The 20,728-nt window shown below is 68.8% G+C and carries 16 protein-coding genes; 7 read left to right on the top strand and 9 right to left on the bottom strand.

The features are described 5' to 3' along the window. Positions 1-334: 334 nt before the first annotated feature. Both OHB49_RS01665 and OHB49_RS01660 read right to left on the bottom strand, forming a co-directional pair. A complete protein-coding gene (locus OHB49_RS01665; protein ID WP_329157272.1) occupies positions 335-1,393 on the bottom strand; it encodes a GlxA family transcriptional regulator in 1,059 nt (352 codons plus the stop codon). A 615-nt stretch (positions 1,394-2,008) separates the two neighbouring features. Next, on the bottom strand, positions 2,009-3,103 hold the full coding sequence (locus tag OHB49_RS01660; RefSeq protein WP_329157270.1) for a helix-turn-helix transcriptional regulator: 1,095 nt from the start codon (positions 3,101-3,103) through the stop codon (positions 2,009-2,011). A 933-nt stretch (positions 3,104-4,036) separates the two neighbouring features. On the opposite strand from OHB49_RS01660, the gene OHB49_RS01655 reads away from it, so the two are divergent. Next, a complete protein-coding gene (locus tag OHB49_RS01655; protein WP_443079630.1) occupies positions 4,037-6,283 on the top strand; it encodes a M4 family metallopeptidase in 2,247 nt (748 codons plus the stop codon). A 724-nt stretch (positions 6,284-7,007) separates the two neighbouring features. Next, on the top strand, positions 7,008-10,730 hold the full coding sequence (locus tag OHB49_RS01650) for a S8 family serine peptidase (protein ID WP_329157266.1): 3,723 nt from the start codon (positions 7,008-7,010) through the stop codon (positions 10,728-10,730). Positions 10,731-10,796: 66 nt separating this feature from the next. Here OHB49_RS01650 and OHB49_RS01645 read toward each other — a convergent pair whose 3' ends face one another. Further along, positions 10,797-10,955: a hypothetical protein gene (locus tag OHB49_RS01645; protein ID WP_329157264.1), complete on the bottom strand. Its 159-nt coding sequence runs from the start codon at positions 10,953-10,955 to the stop codon at positions 10,797-10,799. 683 nt (positions 10,956-11,638) lie between these two features. Between OHB49_RS01645 and OHB49_RS01640 the strand changes: the two genes are divergently transcribed. Beyond that, complete coding sequence (locus OHB49_RS01640) at positions 11,639-12,172, top strand: hypothetical protein (protein WP_329157263.1); 534 nt, start codon at positions 11,639-11,641, stop codon at positions 12,170-12,172. Between the two features lie 34 nt (positions 12,173-12,206). Beyond that, the gene (locus OHB49_RS01635) at positions 12,207-13,256 is read left to right on the top strand and encodes a hypothetical protein (protein WP_329157261.1); all 1,050 of its coding nucleotides are present in this window, start codon (positions 12,207-12,209) and stop codon (positions 13,254-13,256) included. A 236-nt stretch (positions 13,257-13,492) separates the two neighbouring features. Here OHB49_RS01635 and OHB49_RS01630 read toward each other — a convergent pair whose 3' ends face one another. Together OHB49_RS01630 and OHB49_RS01625 are read right to left on the bottom strand one after the other, a co-directional pair. Further along, entirely contained in the window at positions 13,493-14,047 is a 555-nt protein-coding gene (locus OHB49_RS01630) for a hypothetical protein (RefSeq protein ID WP_329157259.1), read from the bottom strand. 48 nt (positions 14,048-14,095) lie between these two features. Further along, positions 14,096-14,509 carry a PaaI family thioesterase gene (locus tag OHB49_RS01625; protein WP_329157257.1) on the bottom strand — a complete coding sequence of 138 codons (414 nt, stop codon included), beginning with the start codon at positions 14,507-14,509 and terminating at the stop codon, positions 14,096-14,098. Positions 14,510-15,370: 861 nt separating this feature from the next. Here OHB49_RS01625 and OHB49_RS01620 point away from each other — a divergent pair. Continuing rightward, positions 15,371-15,739, top strand: a complete 369-nt coding sequence (locus tag OHB49_RS01620) for a PPOX class F420-dependent oxidoreductase (RefSeq protein WP_329157256.1) — start codon at positions 15,371-15,373, stop codon at positions 15,737-15,739. A 136-nt stretch (positions 15,740-15,875) separates the two neighbouring features. Here OHB49_RS01620 and OHB49_RS01615 read toward each other — a convergent pair whose 3' ends face one another. From OHB49_RS01615 to OHB49_RS01600, 4 genes are all read right to left on the bottom strand, one after another. Then, positions 15,876-16,208: a DUF6233 domain-containing protein gene (locus tag OHB49_RS01615; protein ID WP_329157254.1), complete on the bottom strand. Its 333-nt coding sequence runs from the start codon at positions 16,206-16,208 to the stop codon at positions 15,876-15,878. A 2-nt stretch (positions 16,209-16,210) separates the two neighbouring features. Continuing rightward, positions 16,211-16,552: a hypothetical protein gene (locus OHB49_RS01610; RefSeq protein ID WP_329157252.1), complete on the bottom strand. Its 342-nt coding sequence runs from the start codon at positions 16,550-16,552 to the stop codon at positions 16,211-16,213. Between the two features lie 280 nt (positions 16,553-16,832). After that, positions 16,833-17,516 carry an ABC transporter ATP-binding protein gene (locus tag OHB49_RS01605; RefSeq protein ID WP_329157250.1) on the bottom strand — a complete coding sequence of 228 codons (684 nt, stop codon included), beginning with the start codon at positions 17,514-17,516 and terminating at the stop codon, positions 16,833-16,835. Then, positions 17,513-18,595 (bottom strand): ABC transporter permease, encoded by a 1,083-nt coding sequence (locus tag OHB49_RS01600; protein ID WP_329166314.1) that lies wholly within the window; start codon positions 18,593-18,595, stop codon positions 17,513-17,515. Before OHB49_RS01600 ends, OHB49_RS01605 begins: the two co-directional genes overlap by 4 nt. 170 nt (positions 18,596-18,765) lie before the next feature. Here OHB49_RS01600 and OHB49_RS01595 point away from each other — a divergent pair, with 170 nt between their 5' ends. Then, on the top strand, positions 18,766-19,986 hold the full coding sequence (locus OHB49_RS01595) for a sensor histidine kinase (RefSeq protein WP_329157248.1): 1,221 nt from the start codon (positions 18,766-18,768) through the stop codon (positions 19,984-19,986). Further along, positions 19,983-20,618: a response regulator transcription factor gene (locus OHB49_RS01590; RefSeq protein ID WP_329157246.1), complete on the top strand. Its 636-nt coding sequence runs from the start codon at positions 19,983-19,985 to the stop codon at positions 20,616-20,618. The genes OHB49_RS01595 and OHB49_RS01590 overlap by 4 nt, the downstream gene beginning before the upstream one ends. Positions 20,619-20,728 lie beyond the last annotated feature (110 nt).

The following is a 20,728-nucleotide window of genomic DNA, read 5'->3' as shown; positions in this document are numbered from 1 at the left end:
ATCTCGCGATCGCCTCACTCGTCTCCGACCGATCCGCGCAGCGGGCCACCCACCGCCGCACAAGCACCGAACTGGCCCTCGTCCGCGATACCGCCCGCTGATCACCCACCAGCCGAGCTGCCAGGCCAGCACGCCCGAAGCTCAATTTCCCCCGAGACCGTAATACCCGCCCCCGTCTCAGCTGTGCTCGGACTACGCGGTGAGGGCGGTCGCGGCCTGTCTCTGGTCTCCCAGTTCGGTCAGGGGTGCAGACCCGCGATCGCGCCGAGGGCATGAGCATGCGGATGCAACGCTGTCTGTATCCCATGTACGGGATCTCGCCGACGAGCGGACCTCAGGCAGCGGACAGCTCATCGTCATCGGGCTGTGCCTCGACCACGGCACCGCCGGGAACACCAGATCCCTCGTGTCCACGTCCGGCCGTCCGGAAACTGGCCCTGAAGGCACCAGGTGTCACACCCACGTGTCGCACGAACGCTCTGCGGAGCGACTCGGGTGAGCCGAACCCTGTGCGCCGCGCTACGACCGGCATGGGGTCATCACCCGTCTCCAGCAGCCCCTGGGCAGCTTCCAGCCTGACCTGTTCGACGTACCGGGCCGGCGTGGTTCCCACCTCTTCGTAGAAGAGCCGGGTCACGTGACGGACGCTGATGCCGGCCCTGCGAGCCATGGCCGTGAGCGTGTGGTTGGCCCCGGGGTTCTCGGCGACGGCATCGAGGACCCGGCGGAGCATCTGCTGGTGGGTGTGCGGCGCCCGGGAGCGGACGCTGAATTGGGACTGGCCACCCGGCCGCTGCATGAAGACGACCATGTCCTTGGCAACCGATCGAGCGACCTCCGCACCGTAGTGATCTTCGACCAGGGCCAAGGACAGGTCGATACCGGCGCTGACACCCGCCGAAGTCATCATCTGCCCGTCCCGCACGAAGATGGCGTCCGGATCGACCCGCACGGACGGGAAACGAGATGCCAGTTCCCGTGAATGCCGCCAGTGCGTCGCAGCGCGACGGCCATTCAGAAGTCCCGCCGCGGCCAGCAGAAACGCTCCCGTGCACACCGATGCGGTGCAGCGGCTCTTCTCGTTCAGTTGCCGGACGACATCCAGAAGAGCGTCGTCCTTGATCAGCGATTCCCATTCCGGACCGCCCGGGATCACCAGAACGTCGCACGGCTCCTGCACATCGTCGACGGAAAGGTCAGCGCTGAGTCGGGTCCCGGCGGAGGTGATCACCTCCGTGCCGTCCTCGGACGCGATCTGTACCCGATAGCGCCCGCCGAACTCGTTCGCCGTCGAGAACACCTCGATGGGACCGGTCACATCGAGCAGCCGCACCCCCGGAAAGACGAACACCGTCACAGTGTGCGGACCCGTACCAGGGTGCTTGCGCTTCATCGGATACCTCCGGGCCGTGCATGGTGCGGACACTGGATCGATGGAATGCCGGCGACTGCGTGCCGCCGCCACTTCGCCTCAGGGTCGAGACGAACGAATGGCCCGAGTGCCGAAGTGCTTGACCTCGATTGCCCGGTGCGCACTGTCGAACGTCCCTGCAGAACGCGGCACGGAGTGTCCTGATGGGTGCCGCGGGCTGCAGGACCCTGGTCCAAGGGCTGTAACCGACCCTCGATGCGCTGATCAGCGACTGCGCCCCAGAGGATCAGAGCCCCTGCGTCGGAATTCCGTGTGCTCATCATGCGCGCGTGATCCGTACCGAAGCCAGGATCGGCTTACTACCTGCTGGGAGGCACAGCCTCCCAATCGGCTCATCGGGAGTCGCGCGAAGCTGCTGCTTCGACACCCCACCGGGATCGCGGTGGGGATGCCGAGCCGTAGACCGTCAAGGAGCGGCAGTACCGACTGACCGGCGTCGACGAGATGTCCCTTTCCTGTTCGCGCGGGGACTGACGCACGACGACATCTCCGCGCACCTGTCCGAGGTCGACCACGCGAGCGTGTCCGAGCAGACGAACCGGGACGGCCGAATGGCAGACCGAGCTTCTGCCTCGGTCACCCGGCCGTTCGTTCGGCGGAGGCCGCCACCACCACGCCCGGGGCGTCCCCGAGCCAGCCTCGTTCGCGTGCCATCAGCGCGATCTGGAAGCGGGTCCGCGCGCCGAGGAGTTCTGCGGTCTCGCTGATGTGTTTCTGGATCGTCCGTCGGCTCAGCCCCAGGACCCGGGCGATCGCGTCGTCCGTCAGACCCGCGCGCAACAGAGTGAGGATGTCGCGCATCCGCCCCGGAGGCTGGCCATCCGGTTCCGCCGCAGTGATCGGCGGTCGACCGGGGCCGCTGTTCAGCGACACCGGGGTCGCCCGTTCCCAGACGCTTTCGAAGAGCGCGGTGAGTACTCCGAGAAGTGTGGTCGAGTGCACGATGAGCGAACCCGCAGACGGGTCCTCCTGTCGCAGCGGCATGATGCCGACCGTCGCATCGAACACCACCAGTTTCATCGGGAGCCCGGCCAACAGCCGCAGCTCCCCGCCCCGGGCCGTGCCGCTCACGGCGGTGCGCAGCGAAACGGTGTCGGTCATCCCATCGGTGTCGTACACCGACCGGAGCCGCACTCCGTCGGGCACGGGCACCTCCGGAGTCGGTGCGTCCGCAACGGCTGCGGGGACAGTCGGAACCGAGGTGTCCTCGAGCCGCGCGGACCGGGTGATGTACGGAGGTTTGGCGAGGTGGAGCACCTCCTGCCGGCTGGACGCGAGCAACTGCGCGTAACGCAGCCCGACCTGCTCGGCGCTCTCCACCACCTCGAACAGGTCGGAGGTGACCCGACGATGCGACGCCGAGCGGTATGCCTCATGCAACTGCTCCATGTACAGCTCCGCCCGCGCCAGTTCCTGCCGCCTCTGGGCCAGCAGCGAACCGAGGGTGGAGCGGGGCGGGCCCGCGCTCCAGCGCGTGGGCCGGTCACCTACGCGGACGACCAGGTGTTCGTTCTCCAGGGCCTGCAGGGCGCGTTCGGCGGCTGCCGAGGTGACCCCGAGCGCTTCGGCGACCGCCTCGCTGCTCAGCTCCGGCTGCGTGACCAGGCATTCGAGTACCCGGCCGGCCAAGAGGCCCAGACCGGTCCCGGCCCACGGCAAATCCGACGGCACCGCCACAACTGTCCCCCTTTCGGCGCGCTGGCGAGGCCGATCGTACGCGGTGGAGTCGGCCGGAGCGATCACGTGCTCGTTACATCCCCGTACGGCCGGGGCGGACCCGTTCCGTTCCTGTCTGTTCCTGTTCACATCTGCGCAGTTGCGCGGACCCGCACTCCGGACCTCCTTGCCCGGCGGATCGCGCCCCGGACAGGGTGATCACGAGCCGCCGACGCGAAGTGCGTCGAAACCCGTTCGGTCACTCAGGACCCAGTCGAGACATGTCGGCACGTTGGAGACGTTCATGCCACAGCTCAACCCCGCACCGCTGCGCGGGAGACGGACCTCCGGGGTAGTCGCAATGCTTGCCGCAGCCACCGATCCGGTGACACGGTCCCGCGCCGCCGGGAACTGCGGCTGAGCCGCACCACCTACGGCGGCCGCCGGATCTCCCCCCCGTCGGCCGCCCCCGACTTCGACCGTCCGACCTTTCGTCGGAACAAGTGGGTGGGTGCCACAGCGACACAAGAGTCCATGTCTTTCGCCGCATCGCCAAGAGGCCGCACGCAGCCTCGTCCGACAGCAGGAAGGCCGGAAGGCCGACAGCGTCGGCGATGTCCTGGGGCAGCTGGAGCCGCTTCAGCCGACAGCCGGCCGCGGCCCCGCCTCTCGCGGCCCTCGCAGAGGGCGGTGAGAGGCGGGGCCGCACCACCGCAGGCGCGACCACGTGAACCCACGACTCGCGCCGCATCGCACCCCTTCTCGCCGGAGGCACACCCAGCCTCCGGTTCCCCACCCCACCGGTCGTCACCGCACGTCCGGACAGAAGGAGTTACAGCAGTGCCCAACAACTTTCGTACCAACAAGGCCACGTCGCCTCACAAACCCCATCGATCCGATCACGGAGTCTCCGGTTACGGGCGCGTCGCGGCAATTGCGGCCGTCGCCATGGCCACGCTCTTCGTTTCGGTCCTCCCCGCCTCGGGCGCTGTCTCTGCCCCGGTCGGCACGGATCAAGCACCACGGCAGATGGCGGCGGAACCCAGACCCGGTGCCAGGGCCGTCCCGCTCTCCACCGGGCAGCGCAAGGAACTGCTCGAGGCCGCGACCGAAACACGCGCCACCACCGCCCGTTCGCTGAAGCTGAGCGATCGGGAGAAGCTGATACCCAAGGATGTCGTCAAGGACGCGGACGGCACCGTGCACACCCGCTACGAGCGCACCTACGCCGGCCTGCCCGTCATCGGCGGCGACCTGGTGGTCCACGAGCGGGGCGCGTCCCGTACCGTCACCGAGGCTTCGGACGCCAAGGTGTCGCTGCCGACCACCAAGGCCGCTGTCACGGCCGCGACGGCGAAGAAGTCCGCCCTGGCCGCCGCGAAGACCGAGAAGACCGTCGACGCGGCCACGGACGCATCGCCGAAGCTGGTCGTCTGGCTCGGGGGCGGGAAGCCCACGCTCGCCTGGCAGACCGTCGTCAGCGGTGTGCAGGAGGACGGAACCCCGAGCAGCCTGAGCGTGGTGACCGACGCCACGACCGGCAAGCAGCTCCAGAGCGTCGAACAGGTCCACTCAGGCACCGGCCACAGCCAGTACAGCGGTCAGGTGCAGATCGGCACCACGCGCAACGGCAGCCTCTATGAGCTGACCGACCCCGAGCGCGGCGGCCACAAGACGTACGACCTGACCGGCGTCGGCGGCAACGGTGTCCTGGTCACCGACGACGACGACGTCTGGGGCGACGGAACGGCGGCCAACCTCCAGACCGCGGCCGTGGACGCCGCCTACGGCCAGCGGCAGACGTGGGACTTCTACCACGACCGGTTCGGCCGCAACGGCATCGCTGACGACGGCGTCGGCGCCTACTCCCGGGTCCACTACGGCGACGGGTATGCCAATGCCTTCTGGGACAACGGCTGCTTCTGCATGACCTACGGCGACGGCCTGAACAACGCCAGGCCGCTCACCGAACTCGACATCGCCGCGCACGAGATGACCCACGGCGTCACCTATGCCACCGCGAACCTGAACTACTCCGGTGAGTCCGGCGGCCTGAACGAGGCCACCAGCGACATCATGGGCACCTCCGTGGAGTTCTCCGCGAACAACCCCGCAGATGTCCCCGACTACATGATCGGCGAACTCGCCGACGTCCGGGGCACCGGCAAGCCGCTGCGCTACATGGACCAGCCCTCGAAGGACGCCTCCGCCAAGGGCACCTCTCAGGACTACTGGACCCCCGAGACCAGGAAGCTCGACCCGCACTTCAGCTCGGGCGTGGCCAACCACTTCTTCTACCTCCTCTCCGAGGGCAGCGGGAAGAAGACCATCAACGGCGTCGCGTACGACAGCCCCACATACGACGGCCTGCCGGTCGTCGGTCTCGGCCGGCGCGACGCGACCGCCGTCTGGTACCGGGCGCTGACTGTCTACATGACCACCAGCACCGACTACGCGGGCGCCCGCGCCGCAACTCTCCGGGCCGCCGCCGACCTGTTCGGTCCGACCAGCGACGCCTACGAGGCCGTCGGCAACGCCTGGGCGGCTGTCAACGTCGGCGCCCGCTATGTGAACCACATCGCCGTGATCGGCCCCTCCACGCGGAAGTCGGCGGTCGGCCAGCCGACCAGCCGGCAGATCGAGGCGACGAGTTCCCGGCCGGGCCCCCTGTCGTATTCCGCGCACGGGCTGCCCAAGGGCCTGTCCATCAACGCGCAAACGGGCCTGATCAGCGGCACTCCGAAGAAGGCAGGCGACTTCAAGGCCGCCATCACCATCAAGAACTCCCCGAAGGTCAAGCGCACGGTGCGCTTCGTGTGGACCGTCCTGGCCTCCGGTGGTGACTTCTTCGTCAACCCGGCCCGGTTCGACATCCCCAACTGGAAGACCATCGAGTCCCCGCTCATCGTCAGCGGCCGCAAGGGCAACGCCTCCGGTGACCTCAAGGTCACGATCGACCTGTACCACCCGTGGATCGGCGGTCAGGTGGTCAGCCTGGTCAGCGAGAACGGCACGGAGATTCCGGTCAAGAACTGGTACTGGGACACCGGCGAAGGCCAGCTGCACACCACCTACACCGTCGACGCGTCGGCGGTCCCCGCCAACGGCACCTGGAAGCTCCGGGTCCAGGACAATACCCCCGGCATCTTCACCGTCGACCCCGGCTACCTCGACAGCTGGAGCCTCACCTTCTGACCTTCTTCTCCACCGCACCACGCACACCCGCCGCGCCCGGCACAACGGGCGCGGCGGTACGTGCTGCCTTCTGCCGGCGGCCGGTCGGCGAAGCTGGGTGGTGGTGATCAGTCTCGGGAGCGGCGGTCTGCCGGTGTGACAGCCCGGTGCTGTCGATGCGCCCACACGCGGGGGCGAGCATCTCCCTCGCCAGGAACTCCCCTTTGACGTATCCGTCCTTGCCGACGACGGCCACCGTCGTGTCAGCTGCGGCGGTGCGGCCGACGAGCAGCTGCCAGAGCCGGGTGAGGTGTCACGCAGCGCTTGTCCTTACGAATCCCTCGAACGCTGCGCAATGGGTCGGTGTGTGGCCCCACCGGACCAAGTCGTGCCAACAGAACGGTGATTGAAACTGCGGCCTCCCGAGTCCGGGCGGGTCCGCATTGCGGCGACCTTCTGCAGCAGAACTTGTGGCAAGCCTGTCCGGTGCGCCGTTGCTGTCGCCCGCCCACGTCGGACCGTTCACGGCGAAGCGGTGGGTCCCGGGCCGGTCCGACTCCCGCGGCCGGGCGGGGACTGCCCGCCGCCGACCTGACGTGCGGTTTCCGGGCGATCCATCCCGGTGGCGACATGTCATAACTGCGCCATGGCCAAACGGCGCCAGCCTGAGCCTATTGCTCAGGGCAGAAGGTCAACCGCATGCTCCGGATGGTCTCCCACTCTTCGCAGCCCTTTAGGGGTCTCCTTGTCCATTGTTCCCAACCCCAGGCTTGCGCCGATCGCGCTCGGCGTGGTCGCCGCACTGGCAATCGGGGTCATACCAGCCATCGCCGCGGCACCCGCGGACCCGCCCGACGCGGTGCCGCCCGTCGGTGCCGCGTCGCAGCCACCCACAAGCGGCGGCACCCACAGCGTCACCCTGATCACCGGTGACAAGGTCACGATCGGCACCGCCGCCGACGGCACCGTCATCCGGTCCGTCGAAAGCCCGAACGGAACCGCCGCCGGCTTCCACCGCGCAGTCATGGACGGTTCGACGTACGTCTACCCCGATGCGGCCCTGCCCTATGTCGGCGCGGGGTTGCTGGACAAGCAGTTGTTCAACGTGACCCGGCTGATCGCCGACGGGTACGACGACGCGCACGCCAAACGGTTGCCGCTCATCGTCCGTTACACCGACGCCGCCGCCAAGTTGCGGACCGCGCCGAATGTGACCGGCTCGACCGTCGTCCGTCGGCTGGACAGCATGCAGGGCGCGGCGGTCGCGCAGAAGCGCGACAAGGCCCCGGCGTTCTGGTCCGCGCTCACCGGCGGTTCCACGGCAGCAAAGACACGCCGCGGATCTGCACGCCCCACCTTGGCGGGCGGCATCGCCAAAGTCTGGCTCGACGGCAAGGTGAAAGCCGACCTGGCCGAGTCCACCGCACAGATCGGCGCGCAGCAGGTCTGGGCGGAGGGCAACACCGCCAAGGGCGTGAAGGTCGCTGTCCTCGACACCGGGGTGGACACCGAACACCCTGACCTCGTCGGACAGATCGACGCCAGTACCAGCTTCGTTCCGTACGAGGAGGACATCGCCGACTTCAACGGCCATGGCACCCACGTCGCCTCGACCATTGCCGGCACCGGCAGCGCCTCCGACGCGAAGGAGCGGGGTGTCGCGCCCGGGGCCCGGCTGGAGATCGGCAAGGTGCTCGACAGCGAGGGCGGGGGACAGGAGTCCTGGATCATCGCGGGCATGGAATGGGCCGCCCGGGACGCACAGGCAAAGGTCATCAGCATGAGCCTGGGCGGTGGCGGCGACGCGACCGACCCGATGAGCCAGGCGGTCGACCGGCTCAGCGCCGAAACCGGTGCGTTGTTCGTGGTGGCGGCCGGTAACGGCGGGCCGCGCAGCATCAGCAGTCCCGGGGCCGCGGATTCCGCGCTGACCGTCGGTGCCGTCGACGCCGCGGACAAGCTCGCCGAGTTCTCCAGCCAGGGCCCGCGGGACGGCGACGCCGGGCTGAAGCCGGAACTCACCGCGCCCGGTGTCGACATCCTCGCGGCCCGCTCCCACTACCGGCGGGGCGGCTCGGGCTACTACACCACGATGAGCGGCACGTCGATGGCGACACCGCACGTCGCCGGCGCCGTCGCACTGCTCGCCGCCACGCACCCCGACTGGAGCGGTCCGCAGCTGAAGGAGGCACTGGTTAGCAGCACCAAGGCCACCCCGTCGTACACCCCGTACGAGGCGGGCAGTGGGCGGCTCGACGCCTCGGCGGCCGTGCACGCGTCGGTCTTTGCGACCGCCAGCGCCTTCTCCGGCTTCCACACGTGGCCCGCGAAGCCGGGAGAGACCGACGTCCGGAAGGTGACATACACCAACGTCGGCGACGCTCCGGTCAGCCTGGACCTTGCGATCGATGCCGACGCCCCGGCGGGCTTGTTCACACTCTCCGCCGACCGGGTCACCGTTCCCGCGCACGGCACCACCTCGGTCACCCTGACCGCGGCACTGGACCTGCTCCCCGGCGACCGGCAGATCAGCGGCGTGATCACCGGCTCGGACAGCGCCGAAGTGGTGCGGGCCCGGACTCTGATCGGCGTCGCCAAGGAAGGGCGTAGGCAGAATCTGACCGTCGTAGCGAAGGACCGGTCGGGCAAGCCGCTCTCCGGGCGGGTCGTGCTCACCGCGGAGAACCTCTTCACGACGATCGAGCTCGACGAGTCCGGCACCGGCACCGGGCGGCTGCCCGTCGGTAGCTACAGCGGATGGCTCACCGCCGATGTGCGGGGGGCCAACGGGCCGCACTCGCTCGGCATGGCGCTGATGAGCTTCAACGACGTTCAGTTGGACCAGGACCGCACCGTGACCCTGGACGGCCGCAAGACCCGCCAGATCCTGGCGCACGTACCGCAGCAGACCACGGCGGTCGCGCCGCGGCTGGACGTCCACCGGTCGTTCACGGACAGCCTCGTCGAGAGCTCGATGCTGCCCAACGAGACGTACGACAGCATCTGGGCGCTCCCGACCGGCAAGAAGGTCACCGACGGCGAGTTCGAGTTCGGTGCCCGCTTCCGTCTCGAGGAGCCGGCGCTGACTGTGGGCACGAAGTCGGAAACCTACGACCTGCTGGTCAAGCGCGCGGCCACGCCGCTGCCTGCGGGGTCACGGAAGCTGACAGCGGTCTTCGCCGGCGAGGGTTCCGCCGACGCGCTGGCGCAGCAGAACGTCCGCGGCAAGGCCGTGGTGGTACGGCGTAGCGACACCGTGGCGATCGAGGAACAGGCGAAAGCCGCCGCAGCAGCTGGCGCGCGGGTACTCGTGATCGCCAACGACGGCATCGGCCGACTGCGGCCGTGGGACGAGACTCCCTGGAGCCCGCAGAGCCCGGCCCCGCTGACGGTGGCCACACTCAACGCCGACCAGGGCGGTGACCTGATCGACTCGCTCCAGCGGGGCAGCGTCGAGCTGAAGGTCACCTCCCACCCCACGACCGACTACCTCTACGACGTGGTGCGTCACTGGTCCGGCGCCGTCCCGGCGGACCCGACCTGGCAGGTGAAGCCGAGCGATCTGGCCCGGGTGGACGTCTCGTTCCGCAACTACCGGCCGGGCAAGGCGCTGGAGTACCGCTCCGATGTCTGGCGGGGCTGGGCTGTCGGTAACCAGCTCACCGCTCCCGCGCAGGGCGAGCGGACCGACTGGGTCACCCCCGACGCCGACTGGCTGGACGATGCCTTCATCGTCGGCGAGACCGGGCAGCACTCGATCGATGCCCTTCGCTACCGGGCAGGGAAGACCGGCAAGGTCAGCTGGTTCGGGCCGATCCAGCGGCCCCGGATGGGTCCGATCGGCTACCAGCCGGTGCGCTATCTCGACACCGTCTACATTCCCGCACCCGGCTGGGGCGACTCCGGCGCCGGCCATGTCGGAGAAGCCCACGGCAACTTCGACGTCAAGGACTGGATGTCGCTGTACCAAGGTGACCGGCAGCTCAACTGGGGCAACGCGGAATTTCTGCCGGTTCCGGGGCTCGCGGCGGAGCGGCTGCCCTACCGGCTGGTGGTCGACAACGACCGGGCAGCCTGGTCCAACCCGTACTCGACGCACACCCTCACCGAGTGGAACTTCACCTCCGCGGCCACCGGAGCCGACGCGGCCGAGTCCCTGCCTCTGATCCAGCTCGACTACGGCGTGGACACCGACAAGGCGGGCCGGGCGGACCGGCGTGCCGAGCTGACGGTGGCGGCATCCCACCTGCCCGGTACGACGGCGAGCATCCGGAAGCCCTCTCTCGAAGTTTCGTACGACGACGGGGCGACCTGGCAGCGGTCCGAGTTGAACCGGCAGGGTGACGCATGGCGGACGGCCCTGAAGGCGCCGAAGTCCGCGGACTTCGTCACGCTTCGGGTCACTGCCCGGGACAGCGCCGACAACAGCGTCTCCCAGACGATCACCCGGGCCTTCGGTCTGCGCTGACGTCATCGACGGAGCACCTACCGGGTGGGGCCGCAGCCGGCGGCCCACCCGGCGGCGTTCCGCCCGTTACGCGCGACGGGGCCAGTCGCCGTGTCCGGCCATCGCCGCCGTGAGATCCACCGTCAGGACCAAGCGGCCGTCACCCACCCCCGGCAACGGCAGCCCGGCCAGGGTCCGGCGGAGCGGGTCGACGTCGATATGGCCTTCGTCGAGGGCGCCCCGCAACGAGCCATGAAATCAGCAGTGTTGAGGAGCCGAGGCGAGATCGACGAGGGACCGGAATCGACCGCACTTCCGTGCACAGCCCAGCACAGCACAGCGTCGGTCAGGCACTCGTACGACCCCATTCGGAAGCGTGAACTTCCGCGAGCGAAGCCCGCAGAACGCGCTGATCCCACACTCATGGCAGGACGCCTTCACGTCCGCTGAACTGGGCGATGACGCCACGGCCGGTGACCAGGAGATCCGATGGGCAACTGCGCACGCCTCGCCGGTAGTCCGCGAGTTTGTGCGGCAGATGCCGGTTCGCAGTCCTGGTCGTAGTCGGCTGGACGTGTTCAACCCCAGCTCGACGCAGCCCGCCGCTGATCGGCGAGGCATGCCGCCTCTCCGGCCTCCGACGGAACGCCAAAGCCCGTCAGCGAACGGACTTGCCGGCAACCCGCTTCGGTCGCGTCCGTACAACGTCGGCTGCCGCACGCTCACGCATCAATCAGCCCCTCCTCGCGGTCAGCCAACGGCACGGCCCCCTGGGCGAAGCAACGGGGTCTCATAAAAACCATTCTAACGAGCAAATGGTCCGATCCGGTGGAAAAGGCCAAGAAAGCGATCATGAATGCGGTCTTCTGCCGATAGCAGGCGGGAGGTGACTTACACCTGCACCTGTGACCCCCGATTTGAGGATCAAGATGCGCAGAAGTATCGCGGCCGCTTCGCTCGTTGTCGGCCTGGTGGCGGCTCTGTCCGTCCCCCTGCCGGCTTCGGCCGATCAGAGCGGGACAACGCCGGTGACGCTCTCGATCACCACCGGCACCATCGACATCACTGTGCCGACGGGGCCGGTGAGCCTGGGCACCGTAGCCGCCAGCAGTACCCCCCAGACGGTCAGCGCGCAGCTGGGGAACGTCACCGTGGCAGACAACCGGGGTGGTACGACCGGCTGGGTCGTCACCGCGAACGGGACCGACTTCACGGGACCGCAGAACATCTCGGTCTCCGCCCCTGGCTCCAGCAGCTACAACACGCCCTCCGCCACGGTCACCGGCAACGCCATCGTCACCGCCAGCAACCTGTCACCCCTGTACCCGCCAGGTCCTGTCCAGACCGCCACCAGCGTGTCCGGGATCAACAGCGCTGTGTGGAACCCGACCATCTCCGTCACCGTCCCGGCAGACGCCCTGGCCGGCACTTACAGCTCGACGATCACCCATTCCGTGGCCTGACCAGCACACCGAAATCACTGGGGGGTTCTCCACCTTGCGGAGTTTCGTTCCCGTTCTGGCTCTGGTGGCCGCGGCACTCATCGCGGTCACCGGCGCCGCCTCACCTGCGACCAATGCAGCAGCGGCGCCACGTTCGTCGGACTCCGGCCAGGGAAGCGTCGGCGTACGCCTCGTCGACATCCCGGTCGACCTTGCCGACGATCCACGAGCACGGCACTACATCATCGACAACCTGAGACCGGGCACGACCGTGCACCGCCGCATCGAAGTACTGAACACCACTGATTCCACCCTGCACGTCGAGGTGTACCCGGCCGCCGCCAGGATCACCCACGGCTCGTTCGTGGGGGCAGCCGGCAGGAAGCGGAACGAACTTTCGTCCTGGACAAGGCTGCGACGCAGGACATTGGATGTTCCCGCCCACGACACCCTCCGCGACACCGTGACGATCGCGGTGCCCAGGGACGCGGCGCCCGGCGAGAGCTATGCCGTGATCTGGGCGCAGGTCAGGGGCGGGCGAGGTGGCGGTATCGCCCTGGTGAGCCGCACCGGCATCCGGATGTATCTCTCAGTCGGCGGCCACAACCCCCCGGCCCCGAACTTCACCGCGCGCACGATGACGGCTCAACGCGGCCGGGACGGGCGCGCGATCGTGCGCGCCCAGATCATCAACACGGGGGGCCGCGCTCTGGACCTGTCCGGGACCCTGAAGCTCGCCTCGGTGTCGGGAAGCCTGAGCGCGGGCCCCTACCAGGTACAGCTGGGTACGAGCCTGGCACCCCATCAGTCCGAGCCGGTGATCATTCCCGTAACCGACGAAGTGGCCGACGGCCCTTGGCGCGCCACCCTTGAACTGAGAAGCGGGCTGCTCGTCAAGAAGTTCCACGCGAAGATCAGATTCCCGCACACCCAGGGCATGACCCCGGCGGCCGCGGTGGACGCCGAAGCGTCCGGCGGTGGCGCACTCAAGGGGCTGGTCGCGGGGATCCTCCTACTGGGTACCGCCCTTCTGATCGTCACCAACCGCGTCCGCCGGCGGCACGAAAGAACGGCAGACGCCGGCTCAGGCACCACCACCGGTTGACCTGTCGAGCCCACGGCTCCGTGACGCTCGACGAGCCCCTGCCCCGTAGGAGCTGCGCATGGGCGAGCCCGGCAGCGTCCAGCCCACCAATGGCGCGCCCAGACCATGGTGTTGGAACTGCTGGGCGGGGCCGCCCTGCGCCCGAAAGCGAGTCCTGCTGTCGGGACTCGGGCCGTGCGATTGGACAGGGCTCCAGAAAGTCGCGCGAAATCGACAAGCCCCCGGCCGCCCCCGTGCTACCCGACCCGCCTCCTCCGCCACTCCACTTCCTCGGCGGCCATGGGGGCCTGGATCTGGTACACGTCGCCGACCCGCAGATTGTCCGGCGTGCTGTACTCGCCGTAGGTGCCTATGACGGAGACGGCCACATGGGAATCGGGCTGCCAGAAAGTACGGAAGTAGGGGGCGTTTGCCGGGATTTCCGGGATCTCCAGCAAGGGGACCCCGCGCCGCTCCAGTAGGCGTTGCAGCTTTCCGAACCGAAGCCTGGGAGTGAATCGTCCGTACCGGGCGCGAAGTGTCTCGTTGACGAGGGTGCGGTCCCGGTACGCGAGCCTGTGCACCTGCAGTGTGAAGTGGTGGCCCGACCAAGGGTGGTGGGCGGATTCGCGGTCCCAGAAGAACTCGGCGAGGCCGTAGTCACGGCACATGCTGCGGTTGCCGAAGGTGTTCTCACCGAAGTCCGACCCCAGGGCCCGGGTGACGCGGTCGGGGGAGGCCGCGGGGCCCACGCCGAGCACGGTGCCGGTGGTGACGACGTCCATGTAGAACGCCAGGGAGTACGGGGTCAAAGGCTGATCCTCGATGCGATGTGGTCCGACGTGATGCGGGAGACGTCCCTATCGGGGGTGTGCGTCACCCGGGCCCACCTGCATGGGAACCGCCGACTGGCAGACGGTCAGCGTGCGTCCGGCCTTCAGGACCGTCCCGACCGCCTCGATGTACTCACCGACTGCGGGCGCGAGGAGGTTGATCTTGTACTCGACGGTGAGCACCTCGGTGTCCTCGGGGAACAGCGTGTAGGCGGCGTAGCCGCCGGCGGTGTCGGCGATGGCGCTGGTGGCGCCGGCGTGGAAGTAGCCGTGCTGCTGGGTCACTTCGGGCCGACTTGGGAGCACGATGTGCACGCGTCCCGGTGCGATGTGGGTCATCCGTGCACCGAGGTGGGCCATCAGCCCCTGGCGGTCGAAGCTGTCCTGGATGCGCTTTTGCACCTCGGGGCTCGCCTGTTCCTGCTGTGTCTGGTCTTCCACGTGCTCTCCTTCGACGGACATCACGGTCTGTGAACCGGGCGGGGGCGGGTTCCTCAGCCGGCCAGGCGTTCCATCAGCAGGAAACCACCGATGACGATCATCATGGCACCGGAGATGCGGCTGACCGCCCGGGGGGCCGACGGCCGGGTCTTCGGGACGCTGCGGGCGAACACGCCGACAGCGAGGTGCGCGAGGGCACAAGCCGCGCTCCGCAAGCCCCTCAGGCACGCGGTTCAACGCCCGGTCGACATGACATCGCCTGAGCGGGCGCGCAGGCTGGAAGAGGCGGACGAGAAGGCACCGTGGCGGCCGACTGCCGGGCTGGGACAGGCCAACAAGGCTACGGGCAGTACCTGAGGACCACTCCCAGTCTCTACAGCCAGGGCTACGCGGTTGGTTACGGCAGTGGGCATAGCAGTGGCTTCGGACGGGCCGAGAAGCGGTATTGCTAAGGCGTCTCGTACCATTCATCCCCAGCGACCACGGGTGTGCACGCATTGACCTCGGGCGGTCACACGCTCCTGCGGCGGTACAGCGTCTCAACATGGCTCCGGAGCGGTCGCGGCTGTGCGCAGGGGCGGCCGGCGCAGATGAGGAACTGGCTGCCGTGCGGGCCCGCTTCGAGTTCCGTTGTGCCGGTGCCCTGTTCGAGGACGGCGAGCCCGGAGGCTCCGAGCTGTACGTGGTCGTTCGGGTTACGGCGACTACAACTGCTGACGAAGCCCGGTCACATACTTTCCTCTGTCTCCACGGTCTCCAAGCTGCTGTCCCACGCATTGGGCTTCGACTTCCGGGCCTGCCCGAGTTACGGCCGGGCAGTGCCACAAGCCGGCATCCGTAACTCAGCGGAAAGTTGCAGATATGACTGCCTTCACCGATGCTCAGCGCGTCTACCTGGCCGGCCAGCGGCTGGGTCGCATGGCCACCGTCGACCCCAGCGGCCAGCCGCAAGCCAACCCGGTCGGATTCTTTCTCCAGGACGACGACACCGTTCTCATCGGCGGACACCGCATGGGCGCCTCGAAGAAATGGCGCAACCTGCAGGCCAACCCGAAGATCTCTCTGGTCGTCGACGACCTCGCGAGCGTGACGCCATGGAAGCCCCGCTTCGTGGAGATCCGCGGAACAGCTGAGCTACTCACCAGCTCCGACGCCCTGGGCCCGGGCTTCAGCCCCGAGGTGATCTGCATCCACCCCCGTACCGTTCACAGCTGGGGCCTGGACGACTGACCCCGCCCGGCCGGCCCGGCCGGCCCCTTTCGTTCGTATTCCCGGTCGTACTGGTGACTGGAAGGCGGGGGCGAGAGGCCGGCAGGGCGGTGCCGTCGCCGGTGTGCTGCCGCGCCACGGGCGGTCCGAACGAGCCCTATGCGGCCCTCAGGCCCGTTTCCGGATGGCAGATCCGGCATGCCTCGATGTCGGGTTCGTTCAACGCGATGATCGCCTCTTCGCGGTTGATGAACCCGAGCTGGGGTGACAGGGAGCAGCCCCCGCGGTGCAGCTTCGCCGTGTCCCTGGAGCGCTTCGGTTGGATCTTCCACGACTGCTCCGCCTGTGCCCGCTCGTGGGCACGCTGCTCCTGCCGTTCTTTGACCTCCAGCTCACGGATCCGGTTCCGGGTCCGACCCAGCTGCCACTCCAGCCAGTCGGCCAGAGCCCGGTTCTTGTCCAGGTCGGATATGCCGCCGGAGTCGGACACCGCTACGCCTCCGTCGGCTGTTCGTGGACGTGCTTCAGCGCCATACGGGCATCGACGAGGCCACTCTCCACGCTGCTCCAGAACGGGTGCGTGGACACGAAGATGCCGAGTTCGAGGATGCGGGCCTTGAGATGGGCGATCTCCGCGGCCTGCTCGTCGGTGTAGCCAGGGCTGTCCGATTTTCCGGAGCGGAAGCTGGTGTAGGGCTGCTTCTCGCTCTCCCAGCCGGGCATCGGCTCAGCCGACCACGGCAGCGTCCGGGCGTACTGCTCGTACCGAGCACGGGTTTCGTGCAGCGCAAGCTGGGCGTCGCGCAGGTCCTGGGGGAAGTCGTACGTGGGCACACGCGAATGGTACGCGTGTTCGATTTTTACATGCGAGCGGCGCGACGGGCGGCTCCGCCGATTCCCTCGGACGGAGCATGGCGAGCACTCCCCGGCGTCGATGCCGAGCCACTCGGAGCGCAGCGCCGTTCGTCGGCGACGGCGGCTGTTTCCCGGCGGGCGGACAGAGCGATCTTCCCGCGCTGGGAGCCCGGTACCGAGGGGGACCGACGCTGTCGGGGCCTGCGCCGACCTCCCGCCTGAGGTTGCGTGCTGGTCGTGGAGGGCGCGTGGAGGGCGGCTATCGGGCGGGGGAGGGAAGGAGGAGACGCCCGTCTTGGACTTCGGCGACCTGGTCGACGGCGGTGAGGTGGGTGCGGTCGTGAGTGACCAGGACAGTCGCGGTGGCCTGTTGGTGAGTGAGGCGGGTGATCAGGTCGATGACGGCGGCGCCAAGTTCGTGATCGAGGGAGCTGGTGGGTTCGTCGACCAGGAGAACGGTGGGGTCGTTCATCAGGGCGCGGGCGATGTTGATGCGCTGGCGCTGGCCGCCGGAGAGCTGGTGGGGGCGCCGGCCGGCCTGGTCGGCCAGGCCGACGGCTTCGAGCAGTTCCATGGCCCGGTTGTGGGCGGTGCGCGGGTTGCGGCCGTCGATCTGTGCCATGACCTGGAGCTGTTCGGCGGCGGTGAGGGAGGGCAGCAGGTTGGGCTGCTGAAAGACGAGGCCGATCTTGTGGCGGCGCAGGTCGGTGAGTTCACCGCGGGTCAGGCCGGTGGTGGGCGTGCCGTCGATGGTGACGGTACCGGAATCGGGGGCCATGAGGGTGGCGGCGACGGCGAGAAGGCTGGACTTGCCGGAGCCGGAGGGGCCGACGACGGCGGTCAGGTTGCCCTCGGGCACCTGAAGGGTGACCTGGTCCAGTGCGGTCAGGCGGGATACGCCGTCGGGGTAGGTGAGGGTGATGTCGGTCAGGTCGAGGCTCAACGGGTGCTCCCCAGGGCGGTCAGTGGGTCGACAGAGGTGATGCGGCGGATGGACAGGCCGGCCCCGAGAGCGCCGAGCGCGATTGTCACGGCGGCCGGGACGAGGACGGTAGTGGGGGTGAGGAGGAACGGTGTCGCGCTGCCGGCGACGAGGGCGCCGAGGCCCGCGGCGGTGCCGGTGCCGATCAGGGTGCCGCCGGCCAGCAGGACGACGGCCTGGCCGAGCGCGTCCGTGAGCAGGTTCGCGGTGGAGGCGCCCAGAGCCTTGAGGACGGCGACGTCGCCGCTTCGCTGGATGGTCCACACGGTGAAGAAGGCGCCGATGACCAGGGCGGAGATCGCGTAGAGGAAGCCACGTATCAGTTGCAGGGAACCGTTTTCGGAGGTGTAGGAGCCGATCGCGGACAGCGAGTCGTCCTTGGAGACCGTCTTGGTGCCCGCCGCCTGGTCGGCGGCCTTGAGGTCGGTGCCGGGGGTGGTGTTCAGGGCGATGACGGTGGCGGTGGGCCCGTCTGCGTCGCCCGTGGGAGGTGCGCTCCTCTGCCAGGTGTCGAGGCTGGTCCAGATGACGGGGGTGTGGCTGAAGGAGGCGTCACCGGTCACCGCGGCGACGGTCAGTTTCTGACCGGACAGCGTGATGGTGTCGCCCGCGGCGACGCCCAGGTCGTCAGCGGCTGCGGTCGAGAGGACCACCGCGTGACGGTCGATCTTGTTGCTGTCGGGGGCGAGTGTGGAGCTGGGCTTCACGCCGAAGGCGGATACGCCTGTGCTCTTGTTCCCGGCGGTCGCCTTCGTGGTGGTGATGCCCAGCGGTTCGGCGCTGCTCACGCCGGGCGTCCTGGCCCACTGTTGCCACTGCTTCTCGGTGACGGTGGAGTTCGAGTACGACGGGTCCTCGCCCGGCGTGCCGAAGGCGATCTTGTCAGCGGGCAGGGACGTGATCGCGGAGATGTTCTGCTGACCCAGTCCGGCGGTCAGTCCGGACAGCAGCCCGACCAGCAGGGTGATCAGCACGATGACGGTGCCCATCAGGGCGAAGCGCCCTTTGGCGAATTTCAGGTCTCTCCAGGCGACGAACACGGCTTGGACCTGCTCTTTCATGGGCGGAATCGGTAGGTCCCCACCGTCGCTGCCAACCCTCCCCAGGGGCATCCGGCCCAGGACAGCACTTGGCGCATCGAAAGGCGGCAGACCGGTTGTAACTTTCGATGGAAGCCGCGCAGAGGGTTTCTCCTTAGGGTGGAAGGACTGTGAACACCACCGCCCCCGCATTGACCCCCACCACCAGAGCCCTGGCCTGGTGCCTGCACCTGCTGGTCATCGGCTTGCTCGCCCTGGCCGCCGGCCGGGCCGTGGCCGATGACCGCCCGCACGCCGGATGGATCGTCGCCGCGGCCGCGGCATGCGGCCTCGTCTACGCGGCCGGCCCGCTCCTGCCACGCGTCAGCCGCTCGCGGCCGGCCGCCGCCCTGTGGCTGGGCGCCGTAGGCACCGTCTGGTTGGTGCTGCTGGCGCTGTCCGCCGACGGGGTGTGGGTGGCCTTCCCGCTGTACTTTCTCCAGCTCCACCTGCTGGCCCGCCGCGCCGCACTGGCCGCCGTGGCGGCCACCGGACTGGCCGCTGTCGCAGGCTTCGCCGCCCATCAAGGCACTTTCAGCGCTGCGATGGCGATCGGTCCGGCCCTCGGCGCCGCCGTGGCGGTGGCGGTGGTGTGGGGGTATCAGGCCTTGTACCTGGAGAGCGAACAACGCCGGCACCTGATCGAGGAGCTCACTGCCACCCGCGCCGATTTGGCTGCCGCCCAGCACACCGCCGGCGTGCTGTCCGAGCGCGAACGTCTGGCCCGCGAGATCCACGACACCCTGGCCCAGGGTCTCACCAGCATCCAGCTGCTGCTGCGCGCTGCCGAACGAGCCCTGCCCGGCACCCCTGAAAGCGCCGCCCGCTACGTCGACCAGGCGCGCCAGGCCGCCGTCGACAACCTCGCCGAGGCCCGCCGCTTCGTCGCCGCCCTCGCCCCGCCCGCCCTGGAAGGCGCCACCCTGGCCGATGCTCTGGAGCGCCTGTGCGCCACCACCAGTGCCCGCCATCGGATCGCCGCCCGCTTCCACCTCACCGGCGACCCGCTACCGCTGCCGACCGCGCACGAGGTCGCACTACTGCGCATCACGCAGTCGGCCCTCGGGAACACCGTTCGCCACGCCAAGGCCACCGCAGCCGAGGTCACCCTCAGCTACCTCGGCGATCACGTCGCCGTGGACATCGTCGACGACGGGCGCGGCTTCGACCCCTACCACCTGCCCGTCCCCGACCCGGAGACCGGCGGGTTCGGGCTGGCCGCCATGCGCACCCGCGTCCACGCTCTGAGTGGCACCCTCATCATCGAGTCCACGCCAGGCCACGGCACCGCCCTGGCCGCCCAGCTCCCCTTGACCCCCTCCGTCGAGACCGAGTCCGAGGCCCGCCCGTGACCGACACCCCCATCCGCCTGCTCCTGGCTGACGACCACCCCGTCGTGCGGGCAGGGCTGCGCGCCGTGCTGGAGACCGAAGCCGGCATCGAAGTGGTGGCCGAAGCCCCAACCGGTGAGGACGCCGTCGCCCGCGCCGCCCAGGGCGACATCGACGTAGTCCTCATGGACCTTCAGTTCGGCAAGGGAATGAACGGTGCCGAGGCCACGGCCGCCATCACCGCACGCCCCCAAGCCCCTCGCGTGCTGATCGTCACCACTTACGACACCGACGCCGACACCCTCCGCGCCATCGAAGCCGGCGCCACCGGCTACCTCCTCAAGGACGCGCCACCCGAGGACTTGGCCGCCGGCGTACGCACCGCCGCGGCAGGCCGCACCACGCTGGCACCCACCGTTGCGGATCGGCTGATGAACCGGCTGCGTACTCCCGGTACCACCCTGACCCGGCGCGAGACCGAGGTTCTCGCACTGGTCGCCGCGGGCCTGTCCAACCAGGCCATCGGCAACCGGCTCCACCTCACCGAAGGAACGGTCAAGTCTCACCTGGCCCGTATCTACGTCAAACTCGGCGTCGACTCCCGCACCGCTGCCGTCGCCACCGCCACCGAACTCGGCCTCATCCGGCGATAACGACCCAAGGCGGTTCGCCCGGCGCACCCGTGCGCCCACCGGCCACACCTCTTGAGCGCGAACCCCGAGCCGGACAGCGTCAATGCCGCCGAAATCACCGTCCGCGGCGA

It is taken from the genome of Streptomyces sp. NBC_01717 (genome assembly GCF_036248255.1).
Classification (GTDB): domain Bacteria; phylum Actinomycetota; class Actinomycetes; order Streptomycetales; family Streptomycetaceae; genus Streptomyces.
The sequence above is the reverse complement of the archived record's forward strand: the minus strand, read 5'-3'. Positions and strand labels throughout refer to the sequence as shown.

What these genes read in the sequence shown, in the direction of transcription:
- OHB49_RS01620 (WP_329157256.1), top strand. Translation starts at nt 15,371, where the DNA reads ATGACTGCCTTCACCGATGCTCAGCGCGTCTACCTGGCCGGCCAGCGG.
- OHB49_RS01655 (WP_443079630.1), top strand. Translation starts at nt 4,037, where the DNA reads ATGGCCACGCTCTTCGTTTCGGTCCTCCCCGCCTCGGGCGCTGTCTCT.
- OHB49_RS01640 (WP_329157263.1), top strand. Translation starts at nt 11,639, where the DNA reads ATGCGCAGAAGTATCGCGGCCGCTTCGCTCGTTGTCGGCCTGGTGGCG.
- OHB49_RS01665 (WP_329157272.1), bottom strand. Translation starts at nt 1,393, where the DNA reads ATGAAGCGCAAGCACCCTGGTACGGGTCCGCACACTGTGACGGTGTTC.